This window comes from Photobacterium sp. OFAV2-7 (assembly GCF_022347985.1).
GTDB lineage: Bacteria > Pseudomonadota > Gammaproteobacteria > Enterobacterales > Vibrionaceae > Photobacterium.
In genome coordinates this window covers 1-24,999 of the sequence record NZ_JAKRFQ010000016.1, presented here as the reverse complement: position 1 = coordinate 24,999, position 24,999 = coordinate 1, and the positions used below count along the sequence as shown (strand labels likewise).

The following is a 24,999-nucleotide window of genomic DNA, read 5'->3' as shown; positions in this document are numbered from 1 at the left end:
ATGTCTGAAGATTTTCGTCAACAAGCACTGCACTACCACGCTTACCCTGTTCCAGGTAAAACCGCTATTTCCCTAACAAAGCCGGCAGATACGGTTGAAGATCTGGCCCTGGCCTATAGCCCGGGTGTCGCAGAGCCTGTTCGAGAGATCGCTCAAAACGCAGAAAACGTTTACAAGTACACGGGTAAAGGCAACATGGTTGCCGTGATTACCAATGGTACCGCTATCCTGGGCCTGGGTAACCTTGGCCCGCTGGCATCTAAGCCGGTTATGGAAGGTAAGTCATTGCTATTCAAACGCTTTGCAGGTCTGGATTCTATCGATATCGAAGTCAAGCACCGCACCATCGATGAGTTTGTTGATACGGTCGCCAACATTGCCGACACCTTCGGCGGTATCAACCTGGAAGATATCAAGGCACCTGACTGCTTCGAAATTGAGAAGCGCCTGATTGAGCGCTGTGCGATCCCTGTTTTCCACGATGATCAGCATGGTACGGCTATTGTAACCGCTGCGGGTATGCTGAATGCCCTTGAGATCCAGGGCAAAAACGTCAGCGAGTCTGTGATTGTCTGCATGGGTGCCGGTGCTGCCGCTGTTGCCTGTATGGAGCTACTGATCAAGTGTGGTGCCCAGCGCGAGAAAATCTACATGCTGGATCGCAAGGGAGTGATTCACACCCGTCGTGACGATATCAATGAATACAAGCAGCTGTTCGCCAACAATACCGATAAGCGTACGCTGGAAGATGTGATTGAAGGTGCCGATATCTTTGTCGGTGTATCTGGTCCTAACTTGCTGACGCCGGAAGCGCTTAAGCTTATGGCTGATAAGCCAGTTGTGTTCGCCTGCTCGAACCCGGATCCTGAGATTAAACCTGAACTGGCGCATGCCGTGCGTGATGACCTGGTAATGGGGACTGGCCGTTCCGACTACCCGAATCAGGTGAACAATGTGATTTGTTTCCCGTTCATCTTCCGTGGCGCCCTGGATGTACGCGCCAGCGTGATCAATGACGAAATGAAGCTGGCAGCTGTTCATGCCATTCGTGAGCTGGCTAAAGAGCCGGTGCCTGCCGAAGTTGTGAAAGCGGCGGGAGCTGATAAGCTGGAATTCGGTGCCGATTATATTATTCCTAAGCCGATGGATTCGCGCCTGCTTCCTCGTGTTGCCAAGGCGGTTGCCCAGGCGGCCATTGACTCCGGTGTCGCGCAGATTGAGATGCCTGTGGGCTACATGGAAAACTGATCTAATCAGTAATTGTTGTTGAAAAGCCAGCCTCACACTGTGTGGCTGGCTTTATTAATTTTACTGTAGAGTAAAGACGGCATATATCTGAAGCATGGCATCATTCAGCTGTGTCTATCCCTTGCATCATGAGCAGCTCGGAACTACCAGGAGCAACGCCAAATGCCAGCGCGGCCAATATCAGTACTAATATATATTTCCCGCTAATTAAAAACATACCAATCATATTAATTGCAGAATCCCACATACACGACCTCACTTATTGTTAGATATATAAAAGATAAGCCCGAGGAATATTTATATTTCATCGAATTGTTAGTGTGTTTTTATTGTATGCGGTAAGCGCCTGACAGATTTGATTCGGATCATTTTCTCATTCAGTTTCTATTTTTCTTCTAGTTTAAATGTTACTAATCATGCCTTAGTTATACTTTTACAATTTATGGCAATTTTAATAATTAAGAAATAACTATTAAAAAAGAAATGATGTGAGTTGATTTGTTACATTTAGAGATAAAGTCGAGAAAATATTTATGTCTTTTAAACCTTATTGCTAATGCTCTAATTAGGAAATAATCGTTTATTATTTTTTATGTTTAGTTACAGTAAGAGGTGCTATGAATTAATACATAGTGATAAATACACTTAGCTATAGGTTTGCAGGGAGTAATTTGGGGCGTTTGTAGTGTTGTAAACAACGTTATGGTTGACCGTGAGTTTATGCATTATCGGTGTGATCAACTTCTCTTTTTTAGTTCTGGTTTCGGCTTGAGCTGTGTGTTGTTACTAATATCTCGGTTTTGCCGATGTATTTGTTTGGGAATTATTCAGTGTCATTAATGCCTTTTTACACTCTCTTTCTAATTGGAAATAAGAACGGGAATAAAAGTTGATAATTATCAAAGAATCTTCGTGAATACATTTTAGGGCTGTCGATATTAATATTAATGTTGCGATGGGTACGATAATTTAAATGCGCTCTGTGAGTTTAATTTAAATTGAAAGCAATATTTTACTAGCTGTGTAATCACATGGTCGTATTTTCATATCTATTGCTTGGAGATTATTGTATGCGAAAAAAGTGGTATATAGAGACAGCGGATAATACGTTGTCGATGTTACAGACAACTCGAACTGGATTAGCCTCTGAAACGGTAAAACAACGTCAAAAAGAATATGGTCCCAATGAGTTGCAAGAACAAGAAGGCAAATCAGCATTAGCTATGTTATTACACCAGTTTAAAAATCCATTGATTTTTATCTTGGGTGTCGGTGCCTTGGTTTCTTTTTTTACGGGGCACAATGTTGATGGTATTGCCATTACGGTGATTATCTTTATCAATGCCTTGATTGCTTTCTGGCAAGAAATGAAAGCGAAAAAAGGTATGGATGCGTTAAAAGACATGGCGGCCCCGACTGCACAGGTTGTGCGAGATGGCGATGTCCAGTCGATCCCTGCCAGAGAGCTGGTTCCCGGCGATATTCTGAAAATTAACATCGGTGACATTCTGGCTGCCGATGTGCGGATCATTGAGGCCAACCGGCTCTCTGTTGATGAGGCGGCTCTTACAGGTGAGTCTGAGCCGGTCGATAAAGCGGTTGCTGCGCTTGAGGGCGATAGCATTGGCTTGGGTGATCAGGTCAATATGGGCTTTATGACAACGATTGTGACCTCTGGTAATGGCTATGGTGTCGTGGTTGGCACGGGAATGAATACGGAAGTCGGCCACATTGCTGACATGATGACCAACACTGAAGAAACCAAAACGCCGATGCAGGTCCGCATGGACACTATTGCCAAAGCATTGATGGTTGCAGCCCTGGCTGTTGTCGCCGTGGTATGCGCGATTGGTTTGTACCACGGTATGCCGTGGTTAGATATTTTGAATACGGGGATTTCGCTATCCGTGGCGGCGATCCCTGAGGGTTTGCCAACAGTGGTTTCGATTGTTCTGACCATGGGCTCTACCAAGATGGTGAAGAGTAATGCCCTGGCCAAGCAGTTGTCGGCGATTGAAACCTTAGGGTCAACCACGGTTATTTGTTCCGATAAGACAGGAACGTTAACCCAGAATCAGATGCAGGTAATGCAAGCCTATGATGTTGCTGGACGTTACTGGCAGGTGACGGGCAAGGGTTTTGATCCGAAGGGCGAGTTTATCCCGCAGAAACATGGTGTCGCGGTGACGGATAGCCCGGCAATGATGCGCGGGTTGACGGTAGCCACCTTGTGTAACGATGCTCAGTATCTGCAGGAAGGCGGTAAATCTACTGTGCGCGGCAATCCGACGGAAGGCGCACTGATCGTTGCGGCGGCGAAGGCGGGTCTCCAGCAAGGCACTATGTTGTCGTCAGGTGAGTACACGCTGGTCGAGAAATTCCCGTTCGATTCTGGCCGCAAGATGGCCTCAGTGATTGTACGGGATAAAGACGGCCAGCACTTCCTCGCGGTAAAAGGGGCGCCCGATGTTATTCTGCGCAATGCATCCGGCTTTATGGTTGACGGTAATGTTGTGGCGTATTCCGATCAGGCGGTGCAAGGCAACCTGGCTCTGGCATCCGATGCAGCCCAGCACCATATTGCCAACTACCAGCAAGCGATTGAAACATTTGCAGATCAGGCATTGCGTACGCTGGCGGTGGGTTTCCGACCGCTGACGGATGCCGATCTGGAACGTGATCACCACGAACTGGAACATGATATTACTATTCTGGGATTGTACGGCATCATGGATCCGCCGCGTCCCGAAGTGCGCGATGCGGTAAATAGCTGCTTTGATGCAGGTGTACGTACCGTGATGATCACCGGCGATCATGCGTTGACGGCAGCGGCCGTGGCGCGTGACATTGGTATTATCCGTTCGGATAAAGACAAGGTGGTTACAGGTGCCCAGCTCGATGAGATGGATGATGAGCAGCTGCGCCGCATCTGCCCTGAAGTAGCCGTGTTTGCACGCGTCAGCCCCGAGCACAAGCTTCGTATTGTTAAGGCCCAGCAAGAGAACAACGAGGTACCGGCCATGACCGGTGACGGTGTCAATGATGCGCCAGCACTGCGTCGCGCTGACATTGGTGTTGCGATGGGAATTGCCGGTACGTCGGTCGCAAAAGACTCCGGCGACCTGATTTTGCTCGATGATAACTTCAGCACGATTGTCAAAGCCGTCCGTCAGGGCCGCCAGATTTTCGATAATCTGCGTAAGTTCATTCGTCAGGCGTTAACGGCAAATGTCGGTGAAGTGGCGGTGATCCTGATTGCTTTCCTGATGATGGGGCCAGAAACTATTTTGCCGCTGACACCACTGATGATTTTGTGGATAAACCTGGTCTCTGATGGCTTGCCAGCACTTGCGCTAGGGGTTGAGCCGGAAGAGAAAGACGTGATGTCGCGCAAACCGCGCAAACGCAATGAAGGTTTCTTTGGCGATAGCCTCGGGGCCAAGATTGTGATCCGTGGCTTGGCGCTGGGTGGCATGAGCTATCTGGCCTTTAGCTGGGCGTTGAATGCCGGTTACAGCGCGCAGTATGCGCAGACAGTGGCCTTTAGCATGCTGATCTTTGCCCAGCTATGGCACTTGTTTGATTCACGTAGCTTTACCTCGTTATATCGCAAAAACCCATTTACCAATAAGTACCTGCTCGGTGCGGTTGCCGTATCGGCGACGCTGTCGCTGAGCGTGATCTACACCGGTCTGGGGCAATTGATCTTCAACACCGAAGCCTTGTCCTTCGGCCATCTGCTTGGCGTTATTGTGGCAGCCTCCCTGCCAACCTTCGTATTGTCTGGCATCAAAGAACTGACCAACGTGAAATTCGTCTGACCCACATGCCTGCAACCTGAAAAAGAGTTGCAGGCCCTGCCTGACGAACAATGCAATACAAGAGGTTGAGACGTGAAAAAAATCATCATTTATTCTGCTTTATTACTGGTAGGGCTGGTGTGTTCCCAGCTGTTACCGTCTTTTATTGCCGGCTACAGACAGCTGCAACCGGTCCTTATGGTGCTGACCATGTCGGCCCTGGCGTACATCATGATCAATGTCGGTCGTGAATTTGAAATTGATAAAACGAACCTGAAGCAATACCGCTGGGATTACGTGGTTGCTATGACCACCGCGACCTTTCCATGGATTGGTGTCGTTCTGTATTTCATCTTTGTGCTGATGCCACCGGAGCTATGGAGCAATGCCGATGCCTGGAAAGAAACCCTTGTCATCGGTCGTTTCGCGGCACCGACATCAGCCGGGGTGTTATTTGCCATGTTGGCTGCGGCCGGGCTGGGTGCGACCTGGATGTTCAGCAAAGCCCGCATCTTGGCCATCTTTGATGATCTCGACACCGTGCTGCTGATGATCCCGCTGTCTATCTTGATCGTGGGGTGGCAACCCGCGCTCGGTGTGACCTTGCTCTTAATGTTTGGCCTGTTGGTACTGGGTTATCGCTACCTGCACCTGTGGGATATTCCTTCTTCTGCCGGTTCGGTAATGGCTTATTCCGTGATAATTGCGGTGCTATGTGAATTGTTCTACCTACGTAGCGGCGTGCATTTTGAAGTCCTGTTACCGGCCTTTGTACTGGGTTGCATGATGAAGTCGCAGCATGAAACTGAGGCTGATCAGCAAGTTTCTAGCCTGATTGCGGGCGTGTTTATGGTGCTGGTGGGGCTGAGCCTGCCGCAAATTTGGGGAGCGGTAGAAACCCCGGCAGCCGATAGCCTCACGCTGGCAATGCCAGCCATGTCATTGGTTGAAATTACTTACCACGTGTTGGTGATTTCGGTCATTGCCAACCTCGGCAAAATGTTCCCTCTATTTTGTTACCGACAGGAAGCGTCAGTCAAAGAGCGCTTGGCGCTGTCGATCAGTATGTGGCCGCGCGGTGAAGTTGGGGCAGGGGTGCTGATGATCAGTATCGGCTATGGCTTTGGGGGACCGATTGTCACGATCAGCATGTTGTCGCTGGCGCTGAACCTGGTGTTGACCGGCGTGTTTATTGTGATTGTGAGAAAACTGATTTTAAGTGAAGCAAAGGAAGGAGAGCGTTATGAAAAAGCGAGAACTTAAACTACTTGGACTGGTGATTTCGATCTTCTTACTAACACTGTTGGTGGGGCGTGCAGCCTAAGCGGCGAAGATAAAGTAAAAGCTGTCATTGATCAAAATTAGAAGCAGCGCGTTTCCATATTTACTGACTGTGGTTCCATTGTTGTCGCCACAGTCAGCTTTTTGTCTCGAACAGTCTAGTATTATTCGTTAATGTCTTCGTATTTGATGCCCATTTCTTCCATTAGCTCTTTGGCTTCTGCCGGCAGATCGTCAGGGCGGTCTTTACGAATATCATCGTCAGTCGGTAGCGGCTGCCCTGTGTAGGCATGCAGGAAGGCTTCGCACAGCAGCTCACTGTTGGTTGCGTGACGCAGGTTGTTGACCTGACGGCGGGTACGCTCGTCAGTCAGGATTTTGAGTACCTTTAATGGAATCGAAACGGTGATTTTCTTTACTTGTTCGTTTTTCTTACCGTGCTCCGCATATGGGCTGATGTATTCGCCATTCCACTCTGCCATTTTTTACCTTCTCAGCGATGTTGGATTCAATAAATTTAATATGGGTGAATTTTAGCGGGATTTACTGCCATAAGCAAAGACATATAGACGTCTAGAAGTGTTGACGTCCCAAATAAATGTGGTTAATGTTGTTGATTAAAAGTTATTCGAATGCAGGGCTTGCCCCAGACAAGGAAAGTAAATATGAGTGACAAGAAGCTTGCCACCGTTGCCGTACGTACCGGTATTGAATCAGACACGCAGCATAATGCTGTCGTTCCGCCAATTTACCTGACTTCTACCTATAGCTTCCCACAGCTGGGTGATCTTCCTCAATATGATTATTCACGTTCCGGCAACCCGACTCGAAATATGCTTGCAGATGCCTTGTCTGAGCTCGAGGGCGGGGCCGGCGGCGTGGTCACCAGTTGCGGGACGGCAGCGATCAACTTGCTGGCTTCTGCCCTGCTGGGGCCGGATGATTTGGTGATAGCCCCCCATGACTGCTATGGCGGTACCTACCGACTGTTTAACACCCGGGCAGGCAAAGGTGACTTTAAGGTTGAGTTTATCGATCAGTCCGATCCGGATGTAGTGGCGGCAGCACTGGCCAGAAAGCCAAAGCTGGTTTGGGTAGAAACCCCGTCTAACCCGCTGCTTCGGGTGGTGGATGTCGCCGAACTGTGTGAACAAAGCAAGCAGGTCGGTGCGTTGGTGGCGGTCGATAACACTTTCTTGTCGCCTATTCTGCAGCAGCCTATCGCGCTGGGCGCTGATTTTGTTGTTCACTCGACCACGAAATATATCAACGGCCATTCCGATGTGGTCGGTGGGGTGCTGATTTCCAAAGAGGCCGAACAGGCCGAGAATATTGCCTGGTGGGCCAACTGTATCGGGGCGACCGGGGCGCCGTTTGATGCTTATCTGACCTTGCGTGGATTACGTACGCTGGCACCGCGGATGAAAATGCACGAGGAAAACAGCACACAAGTGCTGGCCTACCTGCAGACCCAGCCGCTGGTCGGTCAGATCTACCATCCGAGTCAGCCCGATCATCCTGGTCATGATATTGCCGTCAAGCAGCAAAAAGGATTCGGCTCGATGCTCAGTTTCGAGCTGGCCGGAAGTTACCGTCAGCTTGAGGTGTTTGTCTCTGCTTTGACATGCTTTTCACTGGCGGAGTCGCTGGGAGGAACGGAAAGCCTGATAGCCCATCCGGCAAGTATGACGCACCGGGCCATGTCTGACGAGGCGCAGGTCGAAGCCGGGATCAAGCCGTCGCTGCTACGCTTGTCGGTGGGACTTGAAGATCCAAGCGATCTGATTGCCGATTTGGAACAGGCCTTCAAGCAAGCGGCGGAGGTAACTGAATGAGCCAGCCTGTAAACAGACAGACAGCCCTGCGGCAGTTACATAAGTTCGGCGGCAGTAGCCTGGCTGATCCCGATTGTTATCGTCGGGTGGTGACGATTTTGCAAGAGCACTCCGGCAGTGATGATTTGATTGTGGTGTCGGCTGCCGGAAAAACAACCAACCGCCTGATTGCCTGGGTCGAACTGCTGGGTAAGGATGGCCGTCAGGCCCACGAGGCCCTGCAGGAGCTTCGTGCCTTCCAGCAACAGCTGATCACCGAGCTAGTAACAGGCTCGGTGGCAGATGAACTGCAGACGCAGTTACATTTTGAACTTAGCGAGCTGGCCCGGTTGGGCGAGTCAAAGCTCGACGAAGCAGCGATCGCAGCAATTTTGGGGCATGGTGAATTGTGGTCGGCACGTTTACTGTCTGCCTTGCTAGTACAAAATGGTCTGTCATCCGGACATCTTGACTCGCGAGAGTTTTTACGGGCAGAGCGCTCGGCCCAGCCGGAAGTGGATCGGGCCCAGTCGTGGCCGCTGCTTAAGGCGCAGCTGGCCCAGCACAGTCAGCACCGTATCGTGATCACCGGCTTTATGGCCCGTAACCAGAAAGGTGAAACCGTATTGCTGGGGCGTAATGGCTCGGACTATTCGGCGACCATCATTGGCGCGTTGGCTGAAGTCTCGAGAGTCACAATCTGGAGTGACGTTGCCGGGGTATACAGTGCCGATCCGCGTAAGGTCGGGGATGCCTGCCTGCTGCCTTTGCTGCGGCTGGATGAGGCCAGCGAGCTCGCGAGGCTGGCGGCACCGGTACTTCATAGCCGGACATTACAGCCTGTCGCCCAGAGTTCGATTGACCTCACATTGCGCTGTAGCCACCAGCCCGAGTCGGGATCGACACGGGTAGAGCGGGTACTGGCATCGGGGCGCGGGGCCAAGATCATTACCTCGCTCGATGATGTCTGTCTGATTGAGCTGGACGTGGCTCGCTCTCATGACTTCGAGCCTATTTTGGGTGAGCTGGAGCGAACCCTGCAGCGGGCCCAGCTACTGCCATTGGCCCAGAGTGTCGAGGCCGATCAGGGACGTATTCTGCTCGCGTATACCGGTGAGGTGGTCAACAATGTATTGGGCCTGTTGCAAGACAGTGGTATTACCGCGGAACTTCGTCTGCGGGATGGCTTCTCCGTGGTGGCCGCTGTCGGAGCCGGGGTGGTCAACAATGCCGTTCACTGCTACGGATTTTATCATCAGCTAAAGAACCAGCCTGTTGAGTTCACGACCGAGCCGGACTCGGGGCTAAGCCTGGTGGCTGTGCTTAGAAAGATTGATACGGCTCCGCTGGTTGCGCAGATCCACCAGAGCCTGTTCCAGGCGCAGAAGCGGATTGGTCTGGTACTGTGTGGCAAAGGTAATATCGGCAGCCGCTGGCTGGAGCTGTTTGACCGTGAAAAGGTGCAGCTGGAGAAACGCCATGGCATGAGCTTTACCCTGGTGGGGGTGGCCGATAGCTGCCGCCATTGGATTGACTTCCAGGGGATTGAACCGACCCGGGCACTGACAGCTTTTGATGACGAAGCGGTTGATTATGCCGAAGGCGAGCTGCTGAATGTGCTGGCTGCACACCCTTATGATGATGTGATGGTACTGGATGTGACTGCCAGCGCCGAGCTGGCTGCCAAATACCCGCAGATTGCCGAAAGCGGCCTGCATCTGATTTCCGCCAACAAGGTTGCCGGCTCTGCCTCGGGAGAGGACTATCATGCCGTACAGGATGCGTTTGCCAAGAGCAGCCGTCATTGGTTGTATAACGCGACGGTAGGGGCCGGTCTGCCGGTCAACCATACGGTGCGGGACTTGCGTGAAAGTGGCGATGATATTATTGCCCTGTCGGGGATTTTCTCTGGCACGCTATCATGGCTGTTCCAGCAGTTCGACGGTACGCTGCCTTTCTCCCAGCTGATAGAACAGGCCTGGCAGCAGGGGCTGACAGAGCCGGATCCCCGTCATGACCTCGATGGCAGCGATGTGATGCGCAAGCTGGTGATCCTGGCCCGTGAGTCCGGACTGGACTTGGAGCCGGAGCAGGTCAAGGTGGAATCCCTGGTACCCGAAGAACTGGTTCCGCTGACTCTGGACGGCTTTTTCGAACAGGCCGATGTTCTGGACGAGCTGCTTAATGAGCGGCTGGTCAAGGCACAGAAGGAAGGCAAGGTACTGCGCTATGTGGCCCGTTTGGACAAAAACGGTAAGGCAGGGGTAGGGGTCGAGGCTCTGCCGCAGGAGCATGCACTGGCAAACCTGCTGCCCTGTGACAACATCTTTGCCATTGAAAGTCGTTGGTACCGGGATAACCCGCTGGTGATCCGTGGACCGGGTGCCGGTCGGGATGTGACTGCCGGGGCATTGCTGTCTGACATTAACCGGTTGGCAGCGATGTTATAGCGGCTTTTGGCAGGCAAAGATCGCACAAGTGAATGCCAGTGTGGTCGAAGGTCTCGCCAGTAAAGCCTCTTATAGTATGAATCGCTAGTTTGTTGTGAAAAGCCCGCATTTTGCGGGCTTTTGCTTATTAGTGCGATGTTCGCTATGTTGAAGATCGTGCAAGATCAACTTGAGAAATATTCATGTTCACTTTGTTGACATTAAATTGGTTACAAGACATTCTGTAGACATATAGACGTCTAAACGGTTATTTAATGGCGTCACCATTTTAGGGAGCAGGCCCGGGGCCGGAACAGAAAGGAATAGACTATGGGGTATTCACACGCAAGTCACTTGGATTCGCTTAACCAGAACATCGCCGATCTTAACGGTGATATCAACGTTTCGTTTGAGTTCTTCCCACCAAGCAGCGAGCAGATGGAACAGACCCTGTGGAATTCTATTCACCGTTTGAAAACCCTCAAGCCGAAGTTTGTTTCCGTGACCTACGGTGCCAACTCCGGTGAGCGGGATCGCACCCACTCCATCATCAAAGACATTAAGGAACAAACCGGCCTGGTGGCGGCACCTCACCTGACCTGTATTGACGCTACCCGCGATGAGCTCCGCACCATTGCCCGTGACTACTGGAATAACGGTATCCGCGACATCGTGGCACTGCGTGGTGACTTGCCGGAGAAAGGCGTCAAGCCAGATATGTATGCCGTTGACCTGGTTGAACTGCTGCGAAAGGAAGCTGACTTTGATATTTCGGTGGCGGCCTATCCGGAGGTGCATCCAGAGGCAAAGAGTGCCCAATCGGATTTGATTAATCTAAAGCGTAAGGTTGATGCCGGAGCGAGCCGGGCAATCACCCAGTTCTTCTTCGATGTGGAAAGCTACCTGCGTTTCCGTGACCGTTGTGTCGCTGCCGGGATTGATGTGGAAATCGTACCGGGTATTCTGCCGGTTTCCAACATGGTCCAGGCCAAGCGTTTTGCCCTGGCGAACAATGTGAAGATCCCGGGCTGGCTGGAAAAGCAGTACCAGGGACTGGATGATGATCTGCTGAGCCGCCAGATGGTGGGTGCCAGCAATGCGATCGATATGGTGCGTGTACTGAGCCGCGAAGGGGTCAAGGATTTCCACTTCTATACCCTGAACCGTGCAGAGCTGACCTATGCCATCTGCCATACGCTGGGCGTTCGTGCCGAGGCCGGTGTCCAGGTGTAAGCAAGCTTTCCTTCCTGCTCTGATAGCCATTAAAAAAGCCGCTTTATTAAGCGGCTTTTTTCGATAATGGGATAAGGGTGCCAAGTTAGCCGTTAAGGGCTACCTTGCTGTCTGCACTGTCCATGTCCTTCAGCTCAACCAGTACTTCTTCAGCCCAGTCAATCCACGCCTGACGGTTGTGGATACCACGGCGAAGCGTTAGACGATCAAGACGTGCCTGACGGTCCATGTTCTTGTAGTCGCCGAAATGGACTTTCTCCAGTTCGTGGTAGTGGTTCATCAGCGTGTGAGACTCTTCAATCAGCCCTTCCAGCTGCTGTTGCATCGGCACAGAATTGTGCACGCCACAAACCAGTAGCTTGGCAGAGAACTCATCGCGGATGGTTGGGTTGCGAGCAGGCTCCTGGAACCACTCAAACAGTGCCTGACGGCCCAGATCAGTGATGGAGTATACTTTACGATCCGGCTTGCCTTCCTGCGGTTCCAGTTTGCAGGTAACCTGATCGTTGGTTGCCATTTTGTTTAGCTCTCGGTAAACCTGCTGGTGGCTTGCCTTCCAGAAGTAGCCGATGCTGTGGGAAAATTCTTTTGTTATATCGTAACCGGTTGCGTCGCGATTGCTCAGCACGGTCAAAATTACGTGTGGTAGTGACATCTCTTCTATCCGTTAAAATACTACAAATAAAAAACAATCAGACCGACGTTACCCTTCGCTCTTTGGCGTTTGTTATAATCGTCTTGTTGCAGTGCCTGATCGAGATCACGTAGCATACACATCAATGTGATCTTTATCGACACCAGAAAGTGATAATAACCATTTTGGGCAGCGTCCAATTGTTCATCTTGTGATGTTTGTCTATATCTTAAGGTTTCCGATGCACTGCAATATATTGTGATTCATCCATGTTCACAGTGCATGTGATTACTTTAGACTATGCGACTAGTTACATTACGTCTCATTATTGAGTCACTGTCATAAAAAAAGTGTGCAAAAGGTATAAATGGCATAAAAGGACTTTGCTGGCAGAAGACGGAGCGAAATAGTCCGATAGGCTCTGAAACAGAAAAGGCCTCCACTTGGGAGGCCTCAATGCAGCGTTTAGGTATTCAGACTAACGGGTTAGCCCGTGTTGCGCATACCTGTTGCGATACCGGCGATGGTTACCATCAGTGCCTCTTCCAGCATCGGCGATGGCTCTTCTTGCTGACGGGTACGGTACAGCAGCTCGGCCTGGAGCATATTCAGTGGCTCAACATAGATGTTACGCAGGCGAATAGCCTCTGCACCCCATGGGTCCTGTTCCATCAGGTGGGCACTGTTCTCGACATTCAGAACGGCCTTGATGTCTTCCTGCAGCTGATCGCGCAGTTTCTGACCCATAGGCCATAGCGACTTGTCAGTCAGGCGCTGATCATAGTACTCGGCAATCCCGATGTTGGTTTTGGTAAACACCATTTCCAGCATGCCAAGGCGGGTCGAGAAGAATGGCCACTCGCGACACATATCTTCCAACTGCTGGGCATGGCCCTTGTCAATCGAGAACTGAATCGCCTCACCGGCGCCAAGCCAGGCTGGTAGAAGCAGACGGTTCTGACTCCAGGCAAAAATCCACGGAATGGCACGCAGGCTCTCTACGCCGCCTTTAGGGTTACGCTTGGCCGGACGAGAGCCCAGCGGCAGTTTGCCCAGCTCCAGCTCCGGTGTGGCCGCGCGGAAGTATGGGACAAACTCTTCGTTGCCGCGTACCACGTCGCGGTAGGCTTCGCAGGAAACTTCGGACAGCACGTCCATCAGCTCACGCCAGTCTTGTTTCGGCGCTGGTGGCGGTAGCAGGTTGGCTTCCAGAATCGCACTGGTGTACAGGCTCAGGCTGTTGACGGCAACTTCCGGCAGGCCGAGCTTGAAGCGGATCATTTCGCCCTGCTCGGTAACGCGCAGGCCGCCTTTCAGACTACGTGGCGGCTGCGACAGCAGTGCAGCGTGTGCTGGCGCACCGCCGCGGCCGATAGAGCCGCCACGGCCGTGGAACAGGGTCAGTTCGACACCGGCTTCTTCACAGACATCAACCAGAGCTTCCATTGCGCGGTACTGGGCCCAGCCAGCCGCCATCACACCGGCATCTTTGGCTGAGTCGGAGTAGCCGATCATGACCATCTGGAAGTTCTGGATAAAGCCACGGTACCAGTCGATATTCAGTAGTTGCTTGATGACTGACTCGGCATTGTTGAGATCGTCCAGTGTTTCGAACAGCGGACAGACATCCATTCTGAACGGACAGCCTGCTTCTTTCAGCAGCAGGTGAACGGCGAGAACATCAGAGGCAGTACGGGCCATGGAAATCACATAGGCACCCAGGGCTTCACGTGGCTGCTCGGCAATCGCCTTACAGGTTTCGATCACTTCCTGGACATCTGGTGAAGGCTGCCAGTCACGAGGCAGGAGCGGGCGTTTGGAGGCCAGCTCGCGCACAAGGAAGGCGACCTTATCCTGCTCGCTCCACTGATCGTAGTCGCCGAGACCCAGGTGACGAGTCAACTCGGAAATGACATCTGAGTGGCGGGTACTTTCCTGACGGATATCCAGACGTACCAGGTGGACGCCGAAACACTTGATGCGACGCAGCACATCCAGCAACAGGCCGTCGGCAATGATGCCCATGCCGCATTCGTGCAGCGACTGGTAACATGCATAAAGCGGATCCCACAGCTGGTTGACATGCTCGATAATGCCGAAGTTAGGAACGCTCAGGCCTTTAATCTGGGCGTCGAGCACGTCACGGGTATTGGTGAGCTTGGCACGCAGATCCTTGAGGATGGCACGGTAAGGTTCGTGTTCGTCCCCGGCCAGCTCGCGCACCTGGTCGTTGCATTTGACCATCGACAGCTCGCTGACCAGCTCCTGGATATCGCTCAGGTACAGATCGGCGGCTTTCCAGCGAGACAGCAGCATGACTTCGCGGGTGACCGACGAGGTCACAAACGGGTTGCCGTCACGGTCACCACCCATCCAGGAGGAGAATTTCACCGGCGAGGCATCAATCGGCAGGCCTTCGCCAAGGTGGGTTGTTAGCTTCTCGTCGAACTGGCGCAGGAATTCCGGTACAGCCTGCCACAGGGAGTTTTCGACAACGGCAAAGCCCCATTTGGCTTCGTCAAGCGGTGTCGGGCGCTGCTGGCGGATCACATCAGAGTGCCACGCCTGGGCAATCAACTGCTCTAGGCGCTGTTCGACACGCTGGCGCTCGCTTGGAGACAGCTCGCTCAGCTCCAGCTTGGAGAGGCACTTGTTGATCTGCACCAGCTTGTGGATCATGGTACGACGGGCAATTTCGGTAGGGTGCGCCGTCAGTACCAGTTCGATGTTCAGATCACGTACCGCCTGAATAGAATCAAACTGGCTGATATCACTGTTGCTGAGTTTGCCAAACAGGGTATCGATAGAGTCCGGGCTGCAGATGTGTTCTTCGCAGTGGCGGGATACCGTGTGATACTGTTCGGCAATATTGGTTAGGTTTAGGAACTGGCTAAAGGCACGGGCTACCGGCAGTAGCTCGTCATCAGGCAGGTTTTGCAACTCATCGATCAGTTTCTCACGATCATCCTGATTTCCTGCGCGGGCAGATTTAGATAACTTACGTATAGCTTCCACTTTATCTAGCAGTGGCTCGCCATGCGCATCTTTAATGGTATTACCCAGCAGGTGGCCGAGCATACTGACGTTACTTCTTAACGCGCTGTACTTTTCGTTCATATCGCATCCATCTCGTAATTTTGTTACATCCAATTCGCAATTGCGTTAGTGACAATCTATCCGTGATCCCACTTTCAGGTCAACTTTGATTACATTTAGCAGCCATAAATTGCAGCTAGATTGATATTTGTCATGATATGAAATCCAACTTGTAACAAATTTTCGTAAAAATGGGTCATAAGAAGCGCATTTAATATGCTCTTTGCGCCATTTAGTGTGTTCTCTGCGCATGGTGCGACAACTTTCATCACCGTTCACGCGTTAGATCAGGCGTTTCTAATTAACATTTTTTTTATTCCTGCTGTTGACAGGCCAATGATTAATCGGTAAACATATAAATGCAATCAAGATGAATAAAAATTTAGCTGTTTATTGGCGCTCATACTGACAACAAACGTCAACGCAAAGAATAGTTAAAGATGCTGAATGTAGGAAGTTATTAACATGAACCAGGCGACTATTCACAATCTGAATTCCCTCCGACGACGCTAAGTCTCATCGCCTGGTGCGCTCGTGCACCCCTTCATCTGCTGCATCTGCAGCAAAGTTTCAAACACCAAGTATTAATTACTTAACGCATAAATACGGAATCTCATATGTTGAACACCTTCATTATCGGTGCCAGCGGTTATACCGGCGCAGAGCTGGCGAAAATGGTGCACACCCATCCTCATTTGAACCTTGCGGGCTTGTATGTATCGGCAAATAGCCTTGATGCCAACAAGCCAGTCAGTGACCTGCACGGACAGCTCAAAGGCATTGTCGATCTGCCGCTTCAGCCTTTGACGGATCCTGCTGCGGTTGCCGCTAAGGCGGATATTGTCCTGCTGGCCACGGCCCACGAGGTTAGTCACGATTTGGCAACGATTTTCCTTTCCAAAGGTTGTCAGGTGTTTGATTTGTCTGGCGCGTTTCGGGTGCAAGGCGATGACTTCTATACCCAGTTCTACGGCTTCGAGCATCAGCACCAGCAGTGGCTGGAGAAGGCAGTTTATGGCCTGGCCGAGTGGAATAGCCAGGCGATAAAGCAGGCTCAGCTTGTGGCCGTTCCGGGCTGCTACCCAACAGCATCCCAGTTGGCACTAAAACCGCTTCTGGAGGCTAATCTTATTGATAAAGACCAATGGCCTGTTATCAACGCAGTGAGCGGTGTTTCCGGCGCAGGCCGTAAGGCCACTATGGTCAACAGCTTCTGTGAGGTCAGCCTGCAGGCTTATGGCGTCTTCGGTCATCGTCACCAGCCTGAGATTGCGACGCACCTTGGCTGCGATGTGATTTTCACCCCTCATCTCGGCAACTTTAAGCGCGGGATCCTGGCAACGATTACGGCCAAGTTAGCCCCGGGTGTTGATGCCGGGAAAGTAGCCGGGGCCATGCAGCAAGCCTATCAGGGCCAGGGTGGCCAGCATGCTGTCAGGTTGCTGGGCGAGCAAACGGCAAGTATTCAAAATGTTGTTAACACTTGCTTCTGCGATATTGGCTGGAAGGTACAGGGTCAACACATTGTTTTAACATCAGCGATTGACAACTTATTGAAAGGTGCCTCATCCCAAGCGATGCAGTGCATAAATATTCGAAATGATTTCCCGCAATTAACGGCGTTGGTTTAGGAGGTAGCACCATGAGTCAGGTCCCTTTGGTAATTAAGTTAGGTGGTGCTGTGCTGTCATGCACGGACACACTGGAAAAGCTGTTTGGTGCGATCAGCCATTATCAGGAAAAAGCCCAGCGACCGCTTGTACTGGTTCACGGCGGTGGCTATCTGGTTGATGACCTGATGGAAAAGCTACAGCACGAGACTGTAAAGAAAGAAGGCCTGCGGGTGACACCGAAAGAGCACATTCCTTTTATTGCCGGCGCGCTGGCCGGTACAGCCAACAAGGTGTTGCAGGGACAGGCAATCAAATCCGGGGTTGAGGCTGTGGGCCTGAGCCTGGCTGATGGCGGCCTGTGCCAGATCACCGAGCTGGACCCGGAGCTGGGGTCGGTCGGCAAGGCAGCACCGGGAAATAGCGAACTGGTGAAGCTGATTATGGCCTCTGGCTATTTGCCGATTGTCAGCTCGATTGGCCTTGATGGCGATGGCGAGCTGATGAACGTCAATGCCGATCAGGCCGCGGTTGCGGTTGCGGCAGCGCTGGATGCCGAGCTGGTACTGCTGTCGGATGTCAGCGGCGTGTTGGATGGCAAAGGGCATTTGATTGCGAGCCTGACAGAGAGCGAAGCAGAAGCATTGATCACCCAGGCGGTGATCACCGACGGCATGGTCGTCAAGGTACGTGCCGCCTTCGAGGCCGCGAAAGCACTGGGGCGGCCGATTGAAGTGGCGACCTGGCGTTACCCGGACAAGCTGGAAGCCTTGTTTGACGGCCAGAGTATCGGTACCAAGTTCTCGGTGTAAGCCGGGCGAAAAAAGAATTTATTTGATTAGAACACCCATTATTTTAAAACGCCTGAGCGGTATGACCGTCGAGCAGGCAATCAGGAGAGCATTATGAGTAAGGTAACTAAAGTGGTATTGGCCTATTCCGGCGGTCTGGACACATCAGCGATCATTCCATGGCTGAAAGAAAACTATGACTGTGAGGTGGTGGCTTTTGTGGCCGATGTCGGCCAGGGCGAGGCTGAGCTGGAAGGGATTGAAGAGAAGGCATTGGCCTCTGGGGCATCTTCTTGCTTCATTGCCGACCTTAAGGACGAAATGGTTGCCGACTATATTTACCCGAGCCTTAAGACCGGTGCTATCTACGAAGGCAAATACCTGCTGGGTACTTCAATGGCACGTCCGATTATCGCCAAAGCACAGGTTGAATGTGCACTGGAAGTCGGTGCTGATGCGGTATGTCATGGCTGTACCGGTAAAGGTAATGACCAGGTACGTTTCGAAAGTGCCTATGCTGCGCTGGCACCCCAGCTGACTGTGATTGCGCCTTGGCGTGAGTGGGATCTGCGTAGCCGTGAAGCGCTGCTGGACTATCTTGCCGAGCGTAATATCCCATGTACGGCGTCGCTGGAAAAAATCTACTCGCGTGATGCCAACGCCTGGCACATTTCAACCGAAGGCGGGGTACTGGAAGATACCTGGAACCAGCCTAACGAGTTGTGCTGGGTTTGGACCAAAGATCCTGAAGATGCACCAGAAAAACCAGAAACTGTGTCAATCTTGATTGATAAAGGCGAAATCGTTGCTGTTGACGGCGAAGCGATGTCACCACTCAACGTATTGACCTATCTCAACGAGAAAGGTGCCGAGCACGGTGTCGGTCGTATCGATATCGTCGAGAACCGCCTGGTAGGGATGAAGTCTCGTGGCTGCTACGAAACTCCGGGCGGCACCATTATGAACGAGGCCCTGCGTGCAGTTGAGCAGCTGGTTCTCGATAAAGAGTCATTCGAGTTCCGTGAGTCTATCGGCTTGAAAGCCTCGCACCTTATCTATGACGGTCGTTGGTTTACCCCACTTTGCAAATCACTGTTGGCAGCTGCCGATGAGCTTGCTCAGGATGTGAGCGGTGAAGTTGTTGTGAAACTCTATAAGGGGCAAGCTACAGTTGTTCAGAAGCGCTCGCTAAATAGCCTGTACTCGGAAGAATTTGCCACCTTTGGTGAAGATGAGGTTTATGACCACAGCCATGCCGAAGGTTTTATCCGCCTGTACTCGCTGGCCAGCCGTATTCGTGCGTTAAACGAACAAAAGAAAAATAAATAATTCAAAGCAATGAGCAAGTCGAGTAGCGAAGCATAGGAGAAGTACCATGGCACTATGGGGCGGACGTTTTAGTCAGGCAGCTGACACACGGTTCAAGCAGTTCAACGATTCACTACGTTTTGATTACCGTTTGGCGGAGCAAGACATCGTTGGTTCTATTGCATGGTCAAAGGCATTGCGTCAGGTGAACGTCCTGACGGACGAAGAGCAGCAGCGGCTGGAGCTGGCACTGAACGAGCTCAAGCTGGCGGTGATGGAAGATCCGGAGCAAATCCTGCGCTCTGATGCCGAGGATATTCACAGCTGGGTCGAGCAGCAGCTGATCAGCAAGGTGGGGGATCTGGGCAAGAAGCTGCACACCGGTCGTTCGCGTAACGATCAGGTAGCGACGGATCTGAAACTGTGGTGCCGCCAGCAGGGCCAGCAGCTACTGTTGATGCTGGATAGACTGCAGAACCAGCTGGTCTCGGTCGCCCGTGACCACCAGGGGACGGTACTGCCTGGCTATACCCATTTGCAGCGTGCCCAGCCGGTGACGTTTGCCCATTGGTGTCTGGCCTATGTGGAAATGTTCGAGCGTGATCATTCGCGGCTTCACGATGCGCTTAATCGTCTTGATACCTGTCCGCTGGGATCGGGCGCGCTGGCCGGTACGGCCTATCCGATTGACCGCGAGGAGCTGGCTCATAGCCTGGGCTTCCACCGGGCAACCCGCAACAGCCTTGATTCGGTGTCGGATCGCGACCACGTGATGGAGCTGCTGTCGACGGCCTCTATTTCGATGCTGCACCTGTCACGGATGGCCGAGGATTTGATTTTCTACAACTCCGGCGAGTCGAACTTTATCGAGTTGGCCGATACCGTGACCTCGGGCTCGTCCCTGATGCCGCAGAAGAAAAACCCGGATGCGCTGGAGCTGATCCGGGGCAAATGCGGTCGGGTGTACGGCTCGATGGCCGGCATGATGATGACGGTGAAGGCATTGCCGCTGGCCTACAACAAAGATATGCAGGAAGACAAGGAAGGCTTGTTTGATGCCCTTGATAGCTGGCATGACTGTATGGAAATGGCAGCGCTGTGTTTTGATGGTATCAAGGTCAACAAGGATCGTACCCTCGAGGCGGCGATGCAGGGCTACTCGAATGCCACCGAGCTGGCCGACTATCTGGTTGCCAAAGGTATCCCGTTCCGTGAAGCCCACCATATTGTCGGGGTGGCCGTGGTGGCTGCTATCGACAAAGGCTGCGCACTGGAAGAGCTGTCACTGGCCGAGATGAAAGCCTTCTCCGAGGTGATAGACGAGGATGTGTACCCAATCCTGACTATTGATTCGTGTCTGGATAAGCGTTGTGCCCTGGGTGGGGTCGCGCCGAACCAGGTGGATTATGCGATTGGCCAGGCCGAGAAGCGTCTCGAGAAGCGTTATTCGCCGGGTGTGAAGGTACGGGGAGCACGTCTGACCGACCTTGATGCAATTGAGGGCATGGTCGTCTACTGGGCTGGACTGGGTGAGAATCTGCCACGGATGCGCAATGAACTGGTGCGTGATATCGGCTCGTTTGCCGTGGCCGAACACCACGGAACCGTGACGGGATGTGCATCGCTGTATGTCTACGACTCCGGATTGGCTGAAATTCGCTCACTGGGTGTCGAGGCCGGCTGGCAGCAGCAGGGTCAGGGTAAGGCGATTGTTGAGCATTTGATTGAGAAAGCCGGTCAGATGGCGATCAAGAAGGTTTTTGTCCTGACGCGTGTGCCTGAGTTCTTTATGAAGCAAGGCTTTATCCCGACATCTAAGTCGCTGTTGCCGGAAAAAGTGATGAAAGACTGTGACCGTTGCCCGCGCCAGCATGCCTGTGACGAAGTGGCTTTGGAAGTGCGTCTGGATCAGGAACAGGCGATTCCGACAGTGAATGTCGCGTAACGGCTAGCTCGTTATTCGAATGTAAAAAATCCGGTCGCAGGCGTTATCCTGCAGGCCGGATTTTTTTATGGCGATTGTTGCTGGTGCGCACTCTTGTTGGTATTTTTCAGCCACAACATCAAGGCGACTACCCAGTGGGCGAGCAGTAGCAGGCTGAAGGCGGTGGCGGCAAAAAGAAGGGTAATGGACTCTACGACGGTAGGTGTGGGCAGGTAGAAATAATACCAGGCTCCCCAGCAGATCACGTTCAGTAATGACAACTGAATCATACACTGGCGGCATCGCCCGAGCTTTTGTTTGAATACTTGCGCCGTTTGGCAGCTACGACAACCCATGATGTCATCCGAATTGCTTTGACCGATAGTCGGATTGTACATGAAAAAAGCCCTCCGGATGGAGGGCGAATCGGTAGTGCAGGAGAGTTGATAGGTTTTGTGACCAAGACCCAGCATTGTGCCGGGCTAGGTTACTGAGCTGCTGATTAACAACCCGGACCGCAATCCAGACAGTGCTTGATCATTTCTGGGCCAAGGTGCAGCTTGGCATTGAGGTCACGCAGTGCGGTACGAACCCCTTCTTCGATAACCGGGTGGTAGAAAGGCATGTCCAGCATTTCTGCTACCGTCATTTTGTTCTGGTGTGCCCAAGCCAGCAGGTGCGCCAGGTGCTCGGCATTCGGGCCCATCATTTCAGCCCCCAGGAAGCGGCCGGTGCCATGTTCACCGTAGACATGCAGTATCCCTTTGTTGCGCAGCATGACACGGGAACGGCCCTGATTTTCAAACGACACCTCGCCGGTTTCGAAGCAGCCACAGTTACCAAGGCGTGTGGTAATTTCCTTGTAGGTTTCGCCAACCATTGCAATTTGCGGATCTGAGAAGACTGCCGAGATTTTCGAACGGCGCAACCCGGCACGGATATCCGGGAAGCGGCCGGCGTTGTCACCGGCAATACGCCCCTGGTCGGCAGCCTCGTGCAGCAGCGGAAGCTGGTTGCTGGCATCTCCGGCAATGAAAATATTTTCGGCCGACGTCTGCAGGGTAAAGTGATCGGCTACCGGTACACCACGTTCATCCAGTTCCAGCAAAGTATTCTCAATCGCCAGCTTATCGACATTCGGGCGGCGACCAGTGGCAGCCAGGACATAATCGACAGTGATCACTTTGAACTCGCCGTCTTTATCCAGGTACTGGATCTCGACAGCATCACCAATACGTTTCATGCTCTCGAGCCTGACATCGGCATCGAGGTAGAACTCTTCGTTGAAGGCCTTGTCGGCATAGGCCATAACAGCAGGGTCGGTGAGTGGACCAACCTGGCCACCAAGTCCAAACATGACAACCTCTACACCGAGGCGTTTTAGAGCCTGACCGAGTTCTAGGCCGATAACGCCAGGGCCGAATACCGCAACCGAACTTGGCAGATCGTCCCAGTTGAACACATCATCATTGATAATCAGGCGATCACCCAGCTCGTTCCATACTGCCGGGTAGGCAGGGCGAGAGCCCGTTGCAATCACAATACGCTTGGCGGTGATTTGGGTATGGTCGTCGACGATAAGGGTGTTATTGTCGATGAACTTGGCATAGCCGGAAATCTTATCTTGTGGCGGGATTTCGTCCACCCCTTCCAGAACAAAGCCGACAAAGCGGTCGCGCTCGCGCTTGACACGGTCCATGACTTCACGGCCATTAATGACGATTTCGCCTTGCGGATGGACACCAAACGCCGGTGCCTTTTCGATCTGGTGAACGCTTTCTGCTGCAGCAATCAGCAGTTTTGATGGCATGCAACCAACGCGGGCGCAGGTTGTGCCGTAAGGACCGCCTTCAATCATCACTACGCTATCAGTATGGGCCTTGGCTGCGCGGTATGCGCCCAGACCTGCGGTGCCACCACCGATGACTGCAACATCAACATTCAGGGTTTTCATTTTGGTTCTCTCCACTCAAATCTTGCCAGTTTTCGGCTTTATTCGTAACGGTGGGGCATTACGCCCCACCTTGTTATTGCTTGGCCGATTTAGCCCAGGAATGCTTCTAGTTCTTCGCTGCCGCCGATGTGCTTGCCGCCGATAAATACCTGAGGCACGGTGCTGCGACCGGATACTGCACGCAGGCTAACTGTGGTTGCATCCTTGCCCAGGATAACTTCTTCATACTGCAGTCCCTTATCAATAAGGTTCTGCTTTGCCTTGGCACAGAACGGACAGCCTGGCTTGGTAAATACTGTGATTGACTCTTGCAGCTTGTGCTCGGGAGCCACGTACTGAAGCATGGTGTCGGCATCAGAGACTTTGAACGGGTCACCCGGCTCTTCGTTTTCGATGAACATTTTCTCTACCATGCCGTTTTTCACCAGCATGCTGTAGCGCCATGAGCGAGGGCCGAAACCTAGCTCCTCTTTGTCTACCAGCATGCCCATACCTTTTGAAAACTCGCCGTTACCATCCGGAATGAAGGTGATGTTTTCAGCTTCCTGGTCTGCCTTCCAGGCGTTCATTACAAAGGTATCGTTCACTGATACACACAGGATGTCGTCGACATCGTGCTCGGCAAAAACGGATGCCAGTTCGTTGTAGCGCGGCAGGTGGCTTGAAGAACACGTTGGAGTGAAGGCGCCTGGCAGGCTGAATACCACCACTGTTTTGTTGGCAAAAAGTTCGTTGGTGGTTAGGTCAACCCACTGATCGCCCTGGCGGGTGTGGAAAGTAACCTGTGGGACTGCCTGGCCTTCTTTAGATGCGAACATATTTTTTCCTCAATAATTCAAATGTGTATAGATGGTTTTAATGTCTCAACCGGAGCTTACTCTTCGCTGCTCCGTTTTGATGTGATGATTATGTCGATTTTGACTTGATAGCTCTAATCGTTTGCTGCTATGGTTTTGATAGTTAATTTCTATTAAAAGATGTCTAGTCATGAACATTCGAGATCTTGAGTACCTGGTGGCGCTGTCTGAGCATAAGCATTTCAGAAAAGCGGCCGAGGCCTGTTTTGTCAGCCAGCCCACCCTGAGCGGCCAGATCCGCAAACTGGAAGACGAGCTCGGTGTATCTCTGCTGGAGCGAACCAGTCGCCGGGTGCTGTTTACCGATGCCGGTCTGAGCCTGGTCTCGCAGGCGCAAAAAGTGCTGCTGGAGGTCAAGGTGCTGACGGAGCTCGCGAGCCAGCAGGGAGAAAGTATGGCCGGGCCGCTGCATGTCGGGTTTATTCCGACCGTCGGTCCGTATTTGCTGCCGCACATTATTCCGCAGATCAAGGCTTCGTTTCCGCAACTCGAGTTGTTTCTCCATGAGGCGCAGACCCACCAGTTGGTCCGACAGCTGGAAGAGGGCAAGCTGGATTGTATTATTCTGGCAGCCGTCAAAGAGACCGAGCACTTTATTGAACTGCCGCTCTACAATGAACCTATGGTTCTGGCGGTCCCTGAGGAGCACCCTTGGGCCAAGAAAGAAACGCTGGATATGGCCCAGTTAAACGGCGAGACCTTGCTGATGCTGGGAGACGGCCATTGTTTGCGGGATCAGGCGATGGGCTTTTGTTTTGCCGCCGGTGCCCATGAAGATGGCAGCTTCAAGGCGACCAGTCTTGAGACGTTGCGCAATATGGTTGCAGCGGGAAGCGGGATCACACTGCTGCCTAAGCTGGCAACGCCCAAAGAGCAAAATCGCGACGGGGTGAGCTATGTAAAAGCTTGCGATCCGGTACCGACCCGATTGATCACCCTGGCATACCGGCCGGGCTCACCGCTGCGCGGGCGCTATGAGAAAATCGCCGAGCTGATCAACCAGCATATTGCGGCCCGCTT

Annotated in this window: 18 protein-coding genes; 11 read left to right on the top strand and 7 right to left on the bottom strand. The window is 52.4% G+C overall.

Going from position 1 to position 24,999, the window contains the following annotated elements; translation table 11 throughout:
- The gene (locus tag MHN01_RS03205) at positions 1–1,248 is read left to right on the top strand and encodes a malic enzyme-like NAD(P)-binding protein (protein WP_239410008.1); all 1,248 of its coding nucleotides are present in this window, start codon (positions 1–3) and stop codon (positions 1,246–1,248) included.
- A gap of 100 nt (positions 1,249–1,348) precedes the next feature.
- Here the strand turns inward: MHN01_RS03205 and MHN01_RS03200 are convergent, their stop codons facing one another.
- A complete protein-coding gene (locus MHN01_RS03200; protein WP_239410007.1) occupies positions 1,349–1,495 on the bottom strand; it encodes a hypothetical protein in 147 nt (48 codons plus the stop codon).
- An 823-nt stretch (positions 1,496–2,318) separates the two neighbouring features.
- Between MHN01_RS03200 and MHN01_RS03195 the strand changes: the two genes are divergently transcribed.
- Positions 2,319–5,069: a cation-transporting P-type ATPase gene (locus tag MHN01_RS03195; RefSeq protein ID WP_239410006.1), complete on the top strand. Its 2,751-nt coding sequence runs from the start codon at positions 2,319–2,321 to the stop codon at positions 5,067–5,069.
- A gap of 72 nt (positions 5,070–5,141) precedes the next feature.
- Positions 5,142–6,311 carry a sodium:proton antiporter gene (locus MHN01_RS03190; RefSeq protein ID WP_239410005.1) on the top strand — a complete coding sequence of 390 codons (1,170 nt, stop codon included), beginning with the start codon at positions 5,142–5,144 and terminating at the stop codon, positions 6,309–6,311.
- A 182-nt stretch (positions 6,312–6,493) separates the two neighbouring features.
- Here the strand turns inward: MHN01_RS03190 and metJ are convergent, their stop codons facing one another.
- A complete protein-coding gene (metJ, locus tag MHN01_RS03185) occupies positions 6,494–6,811 on the bottom strand; it encodes a met regulon transcriptional regulator MetJ (RefSeq protein WP_075762976.1) in 318 nt (105 codons plus the stop codon).
- A 183-nt stretch (positions 6,812–6,994) separates the two neighbouring features.
- On the opposite strand from metJ, the gene MHN01_RS03180 reads away from it, so the two are divergent.
- The 3 genes from MHN01_RS03180 to metF all read left to right on the top strand — a co-directional run bounded on the left by MHN01_RS03180 (position 6,995) and on the right by metF (position 11,805).
- Positions 6,995–8,164 carry an O-succinylhomoserine (thiol)-lyase gene (locus MHN01_RS03180; protein ID WP_239410004.1) on the top strand — a complete coding sequence of 390 codons (1,170 nt, stop codon included), beginning with the start codon at positions 6,995–6,997 and terminating at the stop codon, positions 8,162–8,164.
- On the top strand, positions 8,161–10,593 hold the full coding sequence (locus tag MHN01_RS03175; protein WP_239410003.1) for a bifunctional aspartate kinase/homoserine dehydrogenase II: 2,433 nt from the start codon (positions 8,161–8,163) through the stop codon (positions 10,591–10,593). The genes MHN01_RS03180 and MHN01_RS03175 overlap by 4 nt, the downstream gene beginning before the upstream one ends.
- Before the next feature lie 309 nt (positions 10,594–10,902).
- Complete coding sequence (gene metF / locus MHN01_RS03170) at positions 10,903–11,805, top strand: methylenetetrahydrofolate reductase (protein ID WP_239410002.1); 903 nt, start codon at positions 10,903–10,905, stop codon at positions 11,803–11,805.
- 85 nt (positions 11,806–11,890) lie between these two features.
- Here the strand turns inward: metF and MHN01_RS03165 are convergent, their stop codons facing one another.
- The gene (locus tag MHN01_RS03165; RefSeq protein ID WP_075762972.1) at positions 11,891–12,460 is read right to left on the bottom strand and encodes a PadR family transcriptional regulator; all 570 of its coding nucleotides are present in this window, start codon (positions 12,458–12,460) and stop codon (positions 11,891–11,893) included.
- A gap of 465 nt (positions 12,461–12,925) precedes the next feature.
- A complete protein-coding gene (gene ppc / locus MHN01_RS03160) occupies positions 12,926–15,556 on the bottom strand; it encodes a phosphoenolpyruvate carboxylase (RefSeq protein WP_239410001.1) in 2,631 nt (876 codons plus the stop codon).
- A 596-nt stretch (positions 15,557–16,152) separates the two neighbouring features.
- On the opposite strand from ppc, the gene argC reads away from it, so the two are divergent.
- From argC to argH, 4 genes are all read left to right on the top strand, one after another.
- Complete coding sequence (argC, locus tag MHN01_RS03155) at positions 16,153–17,166, top strand: N-acetyl-gamma-glutamyl-phosphate reductase (RefSeq protein ID WP_239410000.1); 1,014 nt, start codon at positions 16,153–16,155, stop codon at positions 17,164–17,166.
- A gap of 11 nt (positions 17,167–17,177) precedes the next feature.
- The gene (argB, locus tag MHN01_RS03150; protein ID WP_239409999.1) at positions 17,178–17,957 is read left to right on the top strand and encodes an acetylglutamate kinase; all 780 of its coding nucleotides are present in this window, start codon (positions 17,178–17,180) and stop codon (positions 17,955–17,957) included.
- 93 nt (positions 17,958–18,050) lie between these two features.
- Complete coding sequence (locus tag MHN01_RS03145) at positions 18,051–19,265, top strand: argininosuccinate synthase (RefSeq protein WP_239409998.1); 1,215 nt, start codon at positions 18,051–18,053, stop codon at positions 19,263–19,265.
- A 46-nt stretch (positions 19,266–19,311) separates the two neighbouring features.
- Positions 19,312–21,189 (top strand): argininosuccinate lyase, encoded by a 1,878-nt coding sequence (argH, locus tag MHN01_RS03140; protein ID WP_239409997.1) that lies wholly within the window; start codon positions 19,312–19,314, stop codon positions 21,187–21,189.
- 65 nt (positions 21,190–21,254) lie between these two features.
- On the opposite strand, the gene MHN01_RS03135 is transcribed toward argH, so the two are convergent.
- From MHN01_RS03135 to MHN01_RS03125, 3 genes are all read right to left on the bottom strand, one after another.
- A complete protein-coding gene (locus tag MHN01_RS03135) occupies positions 21,255–21,566 on the bottom strand; it encodes a DUF3624 domain-containing protein (protein WP_239409996.1) in 312 nt (103 codons plus the stop codon).
- Positions 21,567–21,670: 104 nt separating this feature from the next.
- Positions 21,671–23,122: a dihydrolipoyl dehydrogenase gene (locus tag MHN01_RS03130; RefSeq protein ID WP_239409995.1), complete on the bottom strand. Its 1,452-nt coding sequence runs from the start codon at positions 23,120–23,122 to the stop codon at positions 21,671–21,673.
- A gap of 89 nt (positions 23,123–23,211) precedes the next feature.
- Entirely contained in the window at positions 23,212–23,940 is a 729-nt protein-coding gene (locus tag MHN01_RS03125; RefSeq protein WP_239409994.1) for a glutathione peroxidase, read from the bottom strand.
- A gap of 169 nt (positions 23,941–24,109) precedes the next feature.
- On the opposite strand from MHN01_RS03125, the gene oxyR reads away from it, so the two are divergent.
- Positions 24,110–24,999, top strand: an 890-nt coding sequence (oxyR, locus tag MHN01_RS03120) for a DNA-binding transcriptional regulator OxyR (RefSeq protein WP_239409993.1), incomplete at its 3' end; no start/stop codon positions are given.